We start from the raw sequence: 12984 nt of genomic DNA on the forward strand, positions 1-12984 counted from the left end.
TTCCAGTCCGCCGGACAGACGGCTAATCTGGACTTCCTCCCCCCACTTGAACCAAGGAGACCGGCCATGGCGCTTCCCACAGCAGTGAACGACCAGATCGCCGACGCCGCCGCGCAGGGCAATGTCAAAGCGCCGGGCGCTGATTCCGCGACGGACCGCGACGGCCTGCCGCCCGACCCGGCCGAGCTGGAGGATCTGATCCGCCAGTTGAAGTCGGAATAAGCCGGCCTGCCGCCGGCATGAAAAAGGGCTGCCGTCGGCAGCCCTCTCGCTTGGCGCGGAATCGCTATCCGCTCAGTACCACTCGATGCCTTGCCTCTCGGTGGAAATCACGGTGCCTGCCTCGCCTTTGACGATCTTCTCGATGTCTTCCAGCGCGCCGATCACCGCTTTCTTGCCGGTCAGGCGGGCGAACTCGCAAGCGGCCTCCACTTTCGGCCCCATGGAGCCGGCAGCGAAGCCCAGCTTGTCCATCTCGTCCGGGTGCGCCTGGCGGATGGCCTTGGCCTCCGGCGTGCCCCAGCCGACGAACACGCTCTTCACGTCGGTGGCGATCACGAAGTAATCGGCGTCGATCTCGCGCGCCAGCAGCGCGGACGCCAGATCCTTGTCGATCACCGCCTCCACGCCCACCAGCTTGTCGCCCTGATACATGGTGGGAATGCCGCCGCCGCCGGCCGCGATCACCACCGCGCCCTTCTCGATCAGCCACTTGATCGGACGCATTTCGAAAATGCGCTTCGGTTTCGGACTCGGCACCACCCGGCGGTAGTACTGGCCGTCGGCTTTCACCGCCCAGCCCTTGTCGGCGGCCAGCTTCTCGGCCTCTTCCTTGGAGTAAACCGGGCCGACGAATTTGGTCGGGTTCTGGAAGGCCGGATCGTTGGCGTCCACTTCGGTCTGGGTCAGGATGGTGGCGATCGGCACCTCGAACGGCAGCACATTGCCCAGCTCCTGCTCCACCATGTAGCCGATCATGCCCTCGGTCTGCGCGCCCAGCACGTCCAGCGGATACGGGGTGACTTTCTCGTCCACGTGGCGGGCGTAGGCATCGTTCTGCAGACCCAACAGGCCCACTTGCGGGCCGTTGCCGTGGCACATCACCAGGTTGTGACCCAGCCGGGTCACGGCGGCCAGTTGTTCGGCGGCCACCTTGACGTTGGCGCGCTGGTTGTCGGCGGTCATGGCCTCGCCACGACGCTGCAGGGCATTGCCGCCCAAAGCTACGACGACTCGCATAATTCTTCCTTCCTCATTCTTCTAACGACGCCGGCCAAAGCTCCCGGTCAGGAGGCCTTGGCCGGTTGATGTGTGATCGGGCCGGACTGCGCCGGCCCAAGCCCGGGCTTAGTCGCCCAGCGTGGCCACCAGGATGGCCTTGATGGTGTGCATGCGGTTTTCGGCCTGTTCGAAGGCGATGCAGGCTTCAGACTCGAACACGTCCTCGGTCACTTCGATGCCGTTGGCCAATTCCGGATACTGCGCGGCGATTTCCTTGCCCACCTTGGTTTCGCTGTTGTGGTAGGCCGGCAGGCAGTGCATGAACTTCACCTGCGGGTTTTCCGCGGCGGCCATCAGCGAGCTGTTGACCTGGAACGGCTTCAGCAGCTTGATGCGTTCGGCCCACACTTCGGCCGGCTCGCCCATCGACACCCATACGTCGGTGTGGATGAAGTCGGTGCCCTTGACCGCGGCCTTGGCGTCTTCAGTCAGCGTGATGCGGGCGCCGGTCTTGACGGCGATCTCGCGGCACTCGGCCACCAGCTCGTCGGTCGGCCACAGGTGCTTGGGCGCGCCGATGCGGACGTCCATGCCCAGCTTGGCGCCGATCACCAGCAGCGAGTTGCCCATATTGTTGCGGGCGTCGCCCAGGTAGGTGTAGCTGATCTGCGAGATCGGCTTGTCGCTGTTTTCCCACATGGTCAGCACGTCGGCCAGCATCTGGGTCGGGTGCCATTCGTCGGTCAGGCCGTTGTACACCGGCACGCCGGCGAACTTGGCCAGCTCGGTTTCCACCATGTGCTGGTCAAAGCCGCGGTACTCGATCGCGTCGTACATGCGGCCCAGCACGCGGGCGGTGTCCTTCATCGATTCCTTGATGCCGATCTGCGAGCCGGACGGCCCGAGGTAGGTGACGTTGGCGCCCTGGTCGTAGCAGGCCACTTCGAAGGCGCAGCGGGTGCGGGTGGAAGTCTTTTCAAAGATCAGGGCGATGTTCTTGCCCTTCAGGTGCTGCTGTTCGGTGCCGGAATACTTGGCGCGCTTCAGGTCGCGGGCCAGGTCGAGCATGTAGCGGATTTCGCGCGGGGTGAAGTCCAGCATGCGGAGGAAGTTACGGTTGCGCAGATTGAAAGCCATGATGTTGCTCCTGATTAGAGTCTGGGCAAGCGGGCCGCCGTCCCCGTGGAGGCAGCGGTCAACCTGTCTTTTTGCAAACAAACTAGATGAGTATTTTCAGCCCCCGGCCGGACTCGCCGGCCGGGTCAAACAGCCTTACACCTTCACTTCGTCGCGGATGATCGGGCAGGTCATGCAGTGGCCGCCGCCGCGGCCGCGGCCCAGTTCGGAGGCCGGGATCTCGATCACTTCCACGCCGTGCTCGCGCATCAGGCGGTTGGTGTAGGTGTTGCGGTCGTAGGCCACCACCACGCGGCGGTCCAGCGCCACCACGTTGTTGCCGTCGTCCCATTGCTCGCGTTCGCGCTGATAGGCGTCGCCCCCGGTCTGGATCACGCGGATTTCCTTCAGGTTCAGCGCCTCGCGCACCACGTCCACCAGCTTCACGCCCTCATGGCGTTCGAAGACGACCTCGCCTTCGCGGTCGCCGGCGTACATGCTGGTGCAGGTGATTTCATCCACCACGTCCGGGAAGACCGACAGCAGGTCGATGTCGAGGAAGCTGAACACGGTGTCCAGGTGCATCGCCGCGCGGGACTTGGGCATCTGGCAAGCGATCACGCGACGGGCGCCGCCCTCTCGGTGCAGCACGCGCTTGGCCACCTGCACCACCGCCTGCGGGCTGGTGCGCTCGCCCATGCCGATCAACACCACGCCGTTGCCGATCGGCATCACGTCGCCGCCTTCCAGCGTGGCCGGGCCGTGATCGGTGTCGCAGCCGCCCCACCAGATATTGACCTTGCCGGCGAAGTACGGGTGGAACTGGTAAATCGATTGCAGGATCAGCGTTTCCTGACGGCGGGCCGGCCAGTACATCGGGTTCAGCGTCACGCCTTCGTAGATCCAGCAAGACGGGTCGCGCTGGAACAGGCTGTTCGGCACCGGGGGCAGCACGAAGTCGGAACGGTCCAGATAGCCGCCGAACAGGCCTTTCGGGTCGAACGGCAGCTCGAACTTGGCGATGCCGCCCACCAGATGGTCGGCCAGCTGCGACGACGGCATTTCGTTCAGCCAGCTGCGTAGGTCGGACAGCATGCCGATGCCTACGTTGTCGGCCTTGACCTTGCGGTCCAGGATCCAGTTGCGGGCGGCCTTGTCATCCAGCACCTTGGCCAGCGCGTCGTGCACCTCGATCACTTCGATGCCGCGGGCGCGCATCTGCTCGACCATGTAAGCGTGGTCCTTCTGCGCGCGCTCCACCCAGATCACGTCGTCGAACAGCAGGTCATGGCAATTGTCGGGGGTCAGGCGCTTGTGGGCGAGGCCGGGACGGCACACCATCACGGTGCGCAACTTGCCGCATTCAGAATGAACACCAAACTTGGTCATAACGCTACTCCTTGAGTCTTGTCTGACTTCGGGGGCGGGCATCCGCCCCCACTGGTTTCAAAATCTTTCGCTTACAGGCCGATCTGACCGGTCGCCAGCATGTAGACCGCGATCAGGGCCAGCACCACCACGATGGCGGCCAGCACGGCTTCGATCAGGTTGAACGGCTTCCGGCCTTGCTCTTTCTTGGCCCACAGGTAGAACAGCAGGCCCGGTGCGTACAGCACCATGGACAGGAACAGATACTTGGGACCCGCGGCGTAGATCAGCCAGGCGCCATACAATGTGGCCAGCGCGGCGGTCCAAAATTCCTTGGCAGTGCTTTCGCCCTGGGCGTAGCCCTCGCCGCGCTTGGCCACCAGCAAGGAGTAGCCGGCGCACAGCAGATAGGGAATCAGAATCATCGAGGTGGCCAGCGACAGCAGCGCCAGGTAGCCGGCCGAGCTCTTCAGCGTGATCAGCAGGAACAGCTGGATCAGGCCGTTGGTCAGCCACAGCGAGGCGGCCGGGGTGTCGTTGCCGTTGACGGTGCCGAACACCTTGGGCATCACGCCGTCCTTGCCGGCGAGGTAAGGCGCTTCGGCGGCCAGCAAGGTCCAGGCCAGGAGCGCGCCGCCGACGGAGATCACCAGGCCCGCGTTCATCAAGTTGGCGCCGAAGGTGCCGAAGGCTTTCTGCAGCACGTAGGCGGTGGACGGATTCTTCAGCGCGGCCAGTTCAGCCTGGGTCATCACGCCCAGCGACAGCACCGATACGGCGACCAAGAGCGCAATGGTCAGCAGGAAGCCGATCACAGTGGCCTTGCCCACATCCTTCATGCTCTCGGCGCGGCCGGAGAACATCGACGCGCCCTCGATGCCGATGAATACCCACACCGTCACCAGCATGGTGCTCTTCACCTGGTCGACGATGGAACCGAGCTTGGCGCTGCCCCAGAAGTCCAGGTTGAAGGTATCGACCTTGAAGGCGAACACGATCAATAGAATGAACAGAGCCAGCGGCACCAGCTTGGCGATGGTGGTGATGGTGTTGATGAAAGTCGCGCCGTGCACCCCGCGCAGCACCAGGAAGTGCAGGCCCCACAACACCACCGACGCGCAGGCGATGGCGATGGGCGTGTTGCCGTCGCCGAAGGCCGGCACCCAGAAGCCCAGCGCCGAGAACATCACCACAAAATAGGAGACGTTGCCGATCCAGGCCGAGATCCAGTAACCCCAGGCCGAATTGAAGCCCATGTAGTCGCCGAAACCGGCTTTGGCGTAGCCATACACGCCGCCGGACACTTCCGGCTTGCGCGAGGCCAGCATCTGGAACACGAAGGCTAGCGCCAGCATGCCGACGAAGGTGATGGCCCAGCCGATCAGGATGGCGCCGGCGCCCGCGCCGGCCGCCATGTTCTGCGGCAGCGAAAAGATGCCGCCGCCTATCATGGAGCCGACGACCAGCGCCGTCAGCGCGCCAAGCTTCAGCCTGGGCGACGCGCCCTCGGCCAAGCCGGCTTGAGTTGCAGTTTCAGTGGACATTTTCGTTCTCCGATCTGGTATGTAAACCGAGCATTACATTATTAAATTCTTATCATCTGAAATTATGGTATACCCCGAAAAACAAGGCTTTCCAGCGGTGTCGGTTGTTAGGTTGATTTGCATCAAGCAGGCCCAGCCATCAATCCGGCGACTTCCGGGGAATGCGACCAAGGCTTGCATTAAGGCGTCATGGGCAGCGGAACCCGGGGCGGCGAAAATGGGCGCTCAGCGCCGCAAGCCGACTACCAATCCTGTACAGCCCGGATCTTCCGCCAGGTTTGCCAACGGCTCTTAAGCATAGAAAGGAGAGGCGGAAGAGAAAGCCCGAAGCGGAAATAGTCTGATGAAGAACAAAAACCAGGCGCGGCGGGCAAAAAAAACGGATACGGCCCACCACCGTATCCGCCAACACACACATCAAGAGGAAATACTGAAAACAACGGGAGTGATCCTTACTTGCCCGGCTTGTTCATGTTCCGGAAAATCACCCACAAAGCCCCGAAAGCCACCACGGTGGCGACCACGATAGTCAACAGGCTCAAACGGCCGACATCGTCGGCCAACAATAGGGTCAGCAACTCCATGGTTCCCTCCTACCCGCACGCGGTTTCAATTGACTTGCCAGCGACATAATAACCACTAGGTAAACCATGGAATTGACCCAAGTCAAATCGCCCATCCCGGCGATTTGATGCAGGACAAATAAAAAGCCCCCAGCGATTGCCGGGGGCTTTTTACATACAGATCAACAGCTTGTCTATCTACTTGCCGCCGCCCATGTCCTTGGCCAGGAAGAAAGCGTCGGAGAAGAATTCGTCCTCCGGCAAGCCGCGCTCGCGGATAAAAGTGCCGTGCGCCGCCTCCACCATCACCGGCGCGCCGCAGGCGTACACCTGGTAAGCGGACAGGTCGGCGAAGTCTTCCAGCACCGCCTGGTGCACGAATCCGGTGCGGCCGGTCCAGTTGTCTTCCGGCAACGCCTCGGACAACACCGGGACATAGCTGATGTTCGGGTTCGCGGCGGCCCAGCCCTCGGCCAGCTCCGCCATGTACAGGTCGGCCTTGGTGCGGGCGCCCCAGTAGAACTTCATCGGCCGGGTGATGCCATGATGGATCGCATGCTCGATGATGCCCTTGACCGGCGCGAAGCCGGTGCCGCTGGCGATCAGCACGATAGGCTTGTCCGATTCCTCGCGCAGGAAGAAGGAGCCCATCGGTCCCTTGAAGCGCATGATCTCGCGCTCCTTCATCTGATGGAACACGTATTCGGAAAACGAGCCGCCGGGCTGATGGCGGATGTGCAGCTCCAGGAAGGAATCGTCGTGCGGCGCATTGGCGATCGAGAAGCTGCGCTTCTTGCCGTCCTTCATCAGGATGTCGATGTACTGGCCGGCGCGGAACTGCAAACGCTCGGACACCGGCAGCTTCAGCTTCAGCACCGCTACGTCGTGGATTTTCTCGACCGCTTCGACGCGGCACGGCAGCGTTTTGATCTGGATATCGCCGATGCCGGTCACTTCGCGCGCCTCGATGCTGATGTCGCCTTTCGGCTTCGCACAGCAGAACAGCGCCATGCCCTGCGCGCGCTCGGCGGCGGACAGCGCCTTTTCCTGGAAGCCGTCCTGGCTCACTTCGCCCTCCACCACTTTGCCCTTGCAAGCGCCGCAAGCGCCGTCGCGGCAGCCGTAGGGCAAGCCCACGCCCTGGCGCAGCGCGGCTTCAAGAATGGTTTCATGCGCTTCGACACCGAATGCATGCCCGCTGGGGAGCACCTTCACCTGGCAAGTCATAATCGTTTCTCAATCCCGAATTCTGGCTAAAATGCACACCATGCGTACACTACTTGTCATCGGCGCCGGCGATGTCGCCCGGCGCGCCCTGCCTTTGCTGCGCCGGAACTGGCGGATACTGACCCTGTGCCGAACCGAAGAAGCCGCCGCCCGCTGGCGCGCGCTGGGCGCCCTGCCGATGATCGGCGATCTGGACCATGGCCCCAGCCTGGAGCGGCTGGCCGGGCTAGCCGACGCCGCCTTGCTGACCGCGCCGCCGCCGACGCAAGGCCGGACCGATCCAAGGATGCGCAAGTTGTTGTACGCGCTGGCAAAAACGAACAGCATACCACAGCAATTGATCTACATCAGCACCAGCGGCGTCTACGGCGACGCAGGCGGCGGCGTGCTGGACGAAGCCGCGGCGGTGCGCCCGCGCAACGACCGCGCGCAGCGCCGCGCCGACGCAGAACGCCAGCTGCGGCGCTTCGCCATCGCCCGCGGCTGCGCGTTGACCATCCTGCGCGCGCCGGGCATTTACGCAGATGAACGGCTGCCGCTGTCGCGTTTCGCCGCCGCCGCGCCCTTGATCATCGACGCCGAAGACAGCTGGAGCAACCACATCCACGCCGACGACCTGGCCCTGCTGTGCGCGGCGGCCTTGCGCCGCAGAAGCGGCATCCGCGTCTACAACGCCTGCGACGACCAGCCGCTGCCGGTCAGCCTGTGGTACCGGCGCCTGGGCGAAACGCTGGGCCTGCCGGTGCCGACGCAATTGCCGCGCGACGAGGTGAAGGCGCGCGTCACGCCGCAGCAATGGTCGTTCCTGGCCGAATCGCGCCGCCTGGACAACGGCCGGATGCGGCGCGAACTGGCCGTCCGCCTGCGATGGCCCAGCGTGCTCGATTATCTGGACGCGCTGCGGCGGGACGAGCCGCGGCGGGCGGCAATACTCGCAAGCTACGCCGAGATTCGGTAACATCGCGGTTTTTTTGAGTTTTCAGCAGGCCAGCAAAATGGAAAATCCGGCTTTCAAACGCGCGATCCGCAGCTTTGTGCTGCGCCAGGGCCATCTGTCCGCAGGCCAGCAGCGGGCGATGGACGAAGGCATGCCCAAGTGGGGCATAGAGTACCGTCCGGAAACAATCGACCTGGAACAGGCTTTCGGCCGCGCCGCGCCCAAGATTCTGGAAATCGGCTTCGGCATGGGCGGCGCCACCGCCGAGATCGCCGCCGCCAATCCGGGCAATGATTACCTCGGCATCGAAGTGCATGGACCCGGCGTCGGCAATCTGTGCAAGCTGATCGCAGAGAAGGAACTGACCAATCTGCGGCTGATGCGCCACGACGCGGTGGAAGTGCTGGACAACATGCTGGCCGACGGCAGCCTGGACGGCGTGCACATTTTCTTCCCGGACCCGTGGCACAAGAAACGCCACAACAAGCGCCGCCTGATCCAGGCGCCGCTGGTGGAGAAACTGGCCAAAAAACTGAAGCCGGGCGGCTACTTCCACGCCGCCACCGACTGGGAGGATTATGCGGTCCAGATCCTGGAAGTGCTGAGCGGCAACGCCGATCTGGGCAACACCGCCGATGGCTACGCGCCGCGTCCGGACTACCGCCCGCTGACCAAGTTCGAAGCGCGCGGCATCAAGCTTGGCCACGGCGTGTGGGATGTGGTCTTCCGCCGCAAATAACCATCCTCCCATCTCTCAACGGCCCGCCTGCGCGGGCCGTTCGCATTTCACCTCGCCAGCAGCGCCTTGACGTCATCGAGCAGCTCGTGCGGCTCCACCGCCGGCTCGTAGCGCTTCACCACCCGCCCCCGGCCGTCGACCAGAAACTTGGTGAAATTCCACTTGATGGGATGCGGCCGATCGGAATCCGCCTGGGTCAGCCAACGCCACAACGGATGCGCGCCGTCGCCGTTCACCTGCAGCTTGGCGAACAAGGGAAAGGTCACCCCGAAACGGCTCTGGCAGAAAGCGACGATCTCATCCTCGCCGCCAGGCTCCTGCCCGCCGAACTGGTTGCAGGGAAAGCCGAGCACGACAAAATCCTGCCCGGCGAAATAGTCCTGCAGCTCCTGCAGGCCGGCGTACTGCCGCGTATAGCCGCATTCGCTGGCGGTGTTCACCAGCAGCGCCACCCTGCCCTCGTAAGCCGAGAGCGCCTGCTCGGCGCCGTCGGCCCGCTTCGCGCTAAAATCGTAGAGCGTGGTCATGGCTAGCTCCCTCCCGTATAATGCCGCAGCCCGGAATGGCAGCCGCCTGCGACCCAGATACCCTGTTGCGTTCAAGCGGCGCGCCCGCGCCGAGCCCCGCCAGCAATCGCCCGAGGTCTTTATCGATGTTGTTCAGCCCCAGCCGCCAGGATGCCCGCCGCTTCTTCTTCGACACCTGGCACAAATCCAAGTCCGGCGAGACCTTGTCCGACCTGGAACAGATCGTCCTCTCCATTCTTATAGACCACCCTGAGTATCATCCCATCCTGGAAAACCCGGATGCCTTCATGGAGCAGGAGTGGACCCCGGACATGGGCGAGACCAACCCCTTCCTGCACCTGGGCCTGCATGTGGCCATCGCCGAGCAGCGCTCCATCGACCAGCCTTTCGGCATCCGCGCGCTTTACGCGCAGCTGGCGCTGCGCCACGGCGACGAACACCGCGCCCAGCACGAGATCATGGAATGCCTGGGCGAGATGATCTGGCATGCCCAGCGCTACGGCGGCGGCCCCGACGTCAACCGCTACATCACCTGTGTGCGCGGCAAGCTGGGCATGGGAGAAGAGGACGCGCCGCGCGTCAATCCCAACGATATCGGCGACTGATCAACCCGATAGGCAAAAAAACACCGTGGCAGGCGTACTGTCCACGGTGCAACAAGCGGGGTAGCTCAAGCCGGAGAACCAGCCGAGCCCTTGAAAAATAGTCAACAATGTAACTACAATCAAATTCTTTTTAAACAAAAACAACAAAATCTATCGCGGCATGACAAGGCGCGCTGGCTATCCGGTAAAGAATGCCAAGCGATACCATAAAATTTCTTAGTACTGATTAAACCAAACGGTTTACTTTTTCGCCGCGCGCGAACGCTTCGATATTGCCGACCAGCTGCGCGGCCAAGCGGCCCATCGCCTCTCCGCTGGCCCAGCCCACATGCGGGGTGACGATCAGATTGGGCAAGCGCGCCTTCAAGAGCGGATTGTCCGGCGACGGCGGCTCGCTGCTCAGCACATCGAAACCCGCCCCCCCCAGCTGCCCATATTTCAGCGCCGCCACCAGGTCGGCCTCGTCCACCAGGCCGCCGCGCGCGGTATTGATCAGGATGGCGCCCGGCTTCATCGCCATCAGCTCCGGCTGGGCGATCATGCCACGCGTTTCGTCGGTCAACGGACAGTGCAGCGACACCACGTCCGCCCGCGCCAGCGCTTCGGAAAACAGCACGCGCCCCTCCCTGGCCTCCGCCGCGTTCTTGCGCTCGGCGAACACCACCTCCATGCCGAAGGCGCGCGCCATCTCGGCCAGCCGGCCGCCGATGCCGCCGCTGCCGACGATGGCCAGCGTCGCGCCGCGCACCTCGCGTATCGGCGCGCCGAAATGGCAGAACTGCTTGGCCTGGCTCCAGACGCCGGCGGCGACATCGCGCTGATAGGCCGGCAGGTTTTTCATCAGCGCCATCATCAGCATGAACGCGTGCTCGGCGACGGTGTGATCGCCGTAATGGCGGATATTGCACACCGCGACGCCGCGCTCGCGGCAGGCGTCCAGATCGACATGGTTGTAGCCGGTGGCGGCGATGGCGATCAGCTTGAGGTTCGGCAGCCGCGCGATCGTGTCGCGCGACAGCGGCACCTTGTTGCTGATCACCACGTCGGCCTCGGCGGCATGGGCCGCGACCTGGTCGGCGGCGGTTGCCGGATATTCGCGGTAATGAACAGGAAAGCCAAAAACGGGAACCGGGACAGGCAAGCTGTCCCGGTCAAGGAATACGACGTTATGAGTCATTGCTTGGCGGTCATCTCTCGAAGGTGATCAAATCCCGATAGGCATGCCAGCTGGACAGCGCCAGCACCGGCATGATGATGATCAGGCCCAGGTAATAGGTGACGAAGCCCACCACCGTCATCACGACTATGATAGCGGCCCAGAAACCCATCGTCAGCAGATTGCGGAACACCGCCTGCACGCTGGCGATCATCGCGGTGATGGTGTCCACTTCCTTGTCCAGCAGCAGCGGAATGGCCACGACGCTGACCGAGAACACCAGTTGGGCGAACAGGAAGCCGACGGCGAAGTAGGCGATCAGGAATTCCAGATTGTCCGGATTGAACGCGTCGGCGACGATCTCGTTCAGATTGGGCAGCGCCGCGGTGTCGTAAAACAGCGCGAACATCAGCAGCGACACGCGGAACCAGCCGAACACCAGCACCGCCAGCAGCACCGCGTACAGACTGAAGCCCGGCATGTTGACGCGCCAGGCGGCCATGCTGTGCAACAGCTTGACCCGGCCATGGCCGTCGAAGGCTTCCATCTGCTTGGCGATGTCGTAAAGGCCGATGGCCAGGAAGGGGCCGGCCAGCAGGAAAATGGTGGCGAAGGTGATCACCAGCTCCGGCGCCTGCTCGAAATAGGCGCCCAACAGATAACCCATCAAGACGAATACCGCGCCGTAGAACAGACAATCGGCCGGCGCCTTTTGAAAGTCCCGGAACCCCCTTTTCAGCCACAATAGCGGCTGCCGCAACTCCACCTTGCGCGCCACCGGGCGCACAGGCGGTACATCGTGGTGAGTGACATCCATGGCACACTCCCTTGCATCGCGTGGAAAATAGAGCCGAACGCTCTGTTTTTCGTTATATGCCACACAGGAGAAAACACAAATCCGCCGGCCGGCTGCTACAATCGCGCGGTCAACCCCATTCTCCCGGAAGGAAATAGCATGAGCGAACTGATCATCGAGGAACTGCTGGTCGGCGAAGGCGCCGAAGCCGCCGCGGGCCAGGAAGTCACCGTGCACTATACCGGCTGGCTGACCGACGGCACCAAGTTCGACTCCAGCAAGGACCGCATGCAGCCGTTCAGCTTCGAGCTGGGCGCCGGCTACGTGATCAAGGGCTGGGACCAGGGCGTGCAAGGCATGAAGGTAGGCGGCAAACGCAAGCTGACCATTCCGTCCGAACTGGGCTACGGCGCGCGCGGCGCCGGCGGCGTGATCCCGCCGCACGCGACGCTGGTATTCGAAGTGGAGCTGCTGCAGGTGGGCTGATCATTCCGCCATCCAGCAAAAAGGCCATCCCGAGGATGGCCTTTTTCATGCGTCAGCGCGCTTACTTCTTCGCGCAGGACAGGCGGCGGCGCTTGAACCAGACGAAACCGACCACCAGCAGCAGCACCGCCACCACGGTGAGGATGCCCGCCTGGCCGCGATGCACCATCATCATCAGCCAGTCGCGGTTGGCCGCGCCGTAATAACCCAGGTAAACCCATACCGGCACCGAGATCAGCGCGGCGAAGCCGTCCATCATCAGGAAGCGCCAGTAGGACACGCGCCGGGTCATGCCGGCGGTGATGAAGATCGGAGAGCGCAGACCCGGCAGGAAGCGGGCGACGAACAGCACCCAGTTGCCGTATTTCTCGAACTTCTCCTGCACCGCCTCGAAACGCTCCTTGGTCAGGATGCGGGCGATGGGCTTGAAGCGCAGCACCTTGTGGCCGAAGATGCGTCCGGCCAAGAACATGATGCCATCGCCGACCAGCACGCCCGCCATGCCGACCACGAACATGTAGTGCACATTGGCGTAGCCCAGGCCGGAAATCACGCCGCCGGCCACCAAAGTGATGTCCTCCGGAATCGGCACGCCGAAACCGCAAATCAACAGCACCGCAAACACGGCCACGTAGCCGTAACCAGCGAAAAAGTCGAGAAGTATCTGCAGAGTATCCATCTAGTATTCCGTCCGCCGGC

The 12984-nt window shown here is 63.1% G+C and carries 15 protein-coding genes; 5 read left to right on the forward strand and 10 right to left on the reverse strand.

The features are described from left to right. The first annotated feature begins 66 nt into the window (after positions 1-66). Positions 67-222: a hypothetical protein gene (locus ACX17K_RS08975; RefSeq protein WP_493774516.1), complete on the forward strand. Its 156-nt coding sequence runs from the start codon at positions 67-69 to the stop codon at positions 220-222. A gap of 72 nt (positions 223-294) precedes the next feature. Here the strand turns inward: ACX17K_RS08975 and arcC are convergent, their stop codons facing one another. From arcC to ACX17K_RS09005, 6 genes are all read right to left on the reverse strand, one after another. Continuing rightward, positions 295-1239, reverse strand: coding sequence for a carbamate kinase (arcC, locus tag ACX17K_RS08980; protein ID WP_493774517.1), 945 nt, complete (start codon positions 1237-1239; stop codon positions 295-297). A 108-nt stretch (positions 1240-1347) separates the two neighbouring features. After that, positions 1348-2358: an ornithine carbamoyltransferase gene (locus ACX17K_RS08985; protein WP_231151011.1), complete on the reverse strand. Its 1011-nt coding sequence runs from the start codon at positions 2356-2358 to the stop codon at positions 1348-1350. A 135-nt stretch (positions 2359-2493) separates the two neighbouring features. Continuing rightward, positions 2494-3726 carry an arginine deiminase gene (locus ACX17K_RS08990; RefSeq protein ID WP_021478742.1) on the reverse strand — a complete coding sequence of 411 codons (1233 nt, stop codon included), beginning with the start codon at positions 3724-3726 and terminating at the stop codon, positions 2494-2496. 71 nt (positions 3727-3797) lie between these two features. After that, the gene (gene arcD / locus ACX17K_RS08995; protein WP_493774518.1) at positions 3798-5249 is read right to left on the reverse strand and encodes an arginine-ornithine antiporter; all 1452 of its coding nucleotides are present in this window, start codon (positions 5247-5249) and stop codon (positions 3798-3800) included. A gap of 452 nt (positions 5250-5701) precedes the next feature. Next, positions 5702-5833 (reverse strand): DUF3149 domain-containing protein, encoded by a 132-nt coding sequence (locus ACX17K_RS09000; protein WP_021478740.1) that lies wholly within the window; start codon positions 5831-5833, stop codon positions 5702-5704. A 177-nt stretch (positions 5834-6010) separates the two neighbouring features. Further along, positions 6011-7039 carry a CDP-6-deoxy-delta-3,4-glucoseen reductase gene (locus ACX17K_RS09005; protein ID WP_493774519.1) on the reverse strand — a complete coding sequence of 343 codons (1029 nt, stop codon included), beginning with the start codon at positions 7037-7039 and terminating at the stop codon, positions 6011-6013. Positions 7040-7079: 40 nt separating this feature from the next. Between ACX17K_RS09005 and ACX17K_RS09010 the strand changes: the two genes are divergently transcribed. Together ACX17K_RS09010 and trmB are read left to right on the forward strand one after the other, a co-directional pair. Further along, the gene (locus ACX17K_RS09010) at positions 7080-7997 is read left to right on the forward strand and encodes an NAD-dependent epimerase/dehydratase family protein (protein WP_493774520.1); all 918 of its coding nucleotides are present in this window, start codon (positions 7080-7082) and stop codon (positions 7995-7997) included. A gap of 37 nt (positions 7998-8034) precedes the next feature. Continuing rightward, positions 8035-8715, forward strand: a complete 681-nt coding sequence (trmB, locus tag ACX17K_RS09015; RefSeq protein ID WP_493774521.1) for a tRNA (guanosine(46)-N7)-methyltransferase TrmB — start codon at positions 8035-8037, stop codon at positions 8713-8715. A 47-nt stretch (positions 8716-8762) separates the two neighbouring features. Here trmB and ACX17K_RS09020 read toward each other — a convergent pair whose 3' ends face one another. Beyond that, positions 8763-9242, reverse strand: coding sequence for a glutathione peroxidase (locus tag ACX17K_RS09020; protein WP_493774522.1), 480 nt, complete (start codon positions 9240-9242; stop codon positions 8763-8765). Positions 9243-9367: 125 nt separating this feature from the next. On the opposite strand from ACX17K_RS09020, the gene ACX17K_RS09025 reads away from it, so the two are divergent. Next, positions 9368-9847: a DUF1841 family protein gene (locus ACX17K_RS09025; protein ID WP_493774523.1), complete on the forward strand. Its 480-nt coding sequence runs from the start codon at positions 9368-9370 to the stop codon at positions 9845-9847. Positions 9848-10073: 226 nt separating this feature from the next. Here ACX17K_RS09025 and ACX17K_RS09030 read toward each other — a convergent pair whose 3' ends face one another. Together ACX17K_RS09030 and ACX17K_RS09035 are read right to left on the reverse strand one after the other, a co-directional pair. Next, positions 10074-11024, reverse strand: a complete 951-nt coding sequence (locus ACX17K_RS09030; RefSeq protein WP_493774524.1) for a D-2-hydroxyacid dehydrogenase — start codon at positions 11022-11024, stop codon at positions 10074-10076. Between the two features lie 10 nt (positions 11025-11034). Next, the gene (locus tag ACX17K_RS09035) at positions 11035-11820 is read right to left on the reverse strand and encodes a DUF2189 domain-containing protein (protein ID WP_493774525.1); all 786 of its coding nucleotides are present in this window, start codon (positions 11818-11820) and stop codon (positions 11035-11037) included. A gap of 138 nt (positions 11821-11958) precedes the next feature. Between ACX17K_RS09035 and ACX17K_RS09040 the strand changes: the two genes are divergently transcribed. After that, positions 11959-12285: an FKBP-type peptidyl-prolyl cis-trans isomerase gene (locus tag ACX17K_RS09040; RefSeq protein WP_046155559.1), complete on the forward strand. Its 327-nt coding sequence runs from the start codon at positions 11959-11961 to the stop codon at positions 12283-12285. Positions 12286-12346: 61 nt separating this feature from the next. Here the strand turns inward: ACX17K_RS09040 and ACX17K_RS09045 are convergent, their stop codons facing one another. Further along, entirely contained in the window at positions 12347-12964 is a 618-nt protein-coding gene (locus ACX17K_RS09045; protein ID WP_021478731.1) for a DedA family protein, read from the reverse strand. Positions 12965-12984 lie beyond the last annotated feature (20 nt).

This window comes from Chromobacterium sp. INPA-IVC (genome assembly GCF_059047085.1).

What these genes read in the sequence shown, in the direction of transcription:
- ACX17K_RS09010 (WP_493774520.1), top strand. Translation starts at nt 7,080, where the DNA reads ATGCGTACACTACTTGTCATCGGCGCCGGCGATGTCGCCCGGCGCGCC.
- arcC (WP_493774517.1), bottom strand. Translation starts at nt 1,239, where the DNA reads ATGCGAGTCGTCGTAGCTTTGGGCGGCAATGCCCTGCAGCGTCGTGGC.
- ACX17K_RS09005 (WP_493774519.1), bottom strand. Translation starts at nt 7,039, where the DNA reads ATGACTTGCCAGGTGAAGGTGCTCCCCAGCGGGCATGCATTCGGTGTC.
- ACX17K_RS09040 (WP_046155559.1), top strand. Translation starts at nt 11,959, where the DNA reads ATGAGCGAACTGATCATCGAGGAACTGCTGGTCGGCGAAGGCGCCGAA.
- ACX17K_RS09045 (WP_021478731.1), bottom strand. Translation starts at nt 12,964, where the DNA reads ATGGATACTCTGCAGATACTTCTCGACTTTTTCGCTGGTTACGGCTAC.
- ACX17K_RS09025 (WP_493774523.1), top strand. Translation starts at nt 9,368, where the DNA reads ATGTTGTTCAGCCCCAGCCGCCAGGATGCCCGCCGCTTCTTCTTCGAC.
- arcD (WP_493774518.1), bottom strand. Translation starts at nt 5,249, where the DNA reads ATGTCCACTGAAACTGCAACTCAAGCCGGCTTGGCCGAGGGCGCGTCG.
- ACX17K_RS09000 (WP_021478740.1), bottom strand. Translation starts at nt 5,833, where the DNA reads ATGGAGTTGCTGACCCTATTGTTGGCCGACGATGTCGGCCGTTTGAGC.
- ACX17K_RS08975 (WP_493774516.1), top strand. Translation starts at nt 67, where the DNA reads ATGGCGCTTCCCACAGCAGTGAACGACCAGATCGCCGACGCCGCCGCG.
- trmB (WP_493774521.1), top strand. Translation starts at nt 8,035, where the DNA reads ATGGAAAATCCGGCTTTCAAACGCGCGATCCGCAGCTTTGTGCTGCGC.
- ACX17K_RS08985 (WP_231151011.1), bottom strand. Translation starts at nt 2,358, where the DNA reads ATGGCTTTCAATCTGCGCAACCGTAACTTCCTCCGCATGCTGGACTTC.
- ACX17K_RS08990 (WP_021478742.1), bottom strand. Translation starts at nt 3,726, where the DNA reads ATGACCAAGTTTGGTGTTCATTCTGAATGCGGCAAGTTGCGCACCGTG.
- ACX17K_RS09030 (WP_493774524.1), bottom strand. Translation starts at nt 11,024, where the DNA reads ATGACTCATAACGTCGTATTCCTTGACCGGGACAGCTTGCCTGTCCCG.
- ACX17K_RS09020 (WP_493774522.1), bottom strand. Translation starts at nt 9,242, where the DNA reads ATGACCACGCTCTACGATTTTAGCGCGAAGCGGGCCGACGGCGCCGAG.
- ACX17K_RS09035 (WP_493774525.1), bottom strand. Translation starts at nt 11,820, where the DNA reads ATGGATGTCACTCACCACGATGTACCGCCTGTGCGCCCGGTGGCGCGC.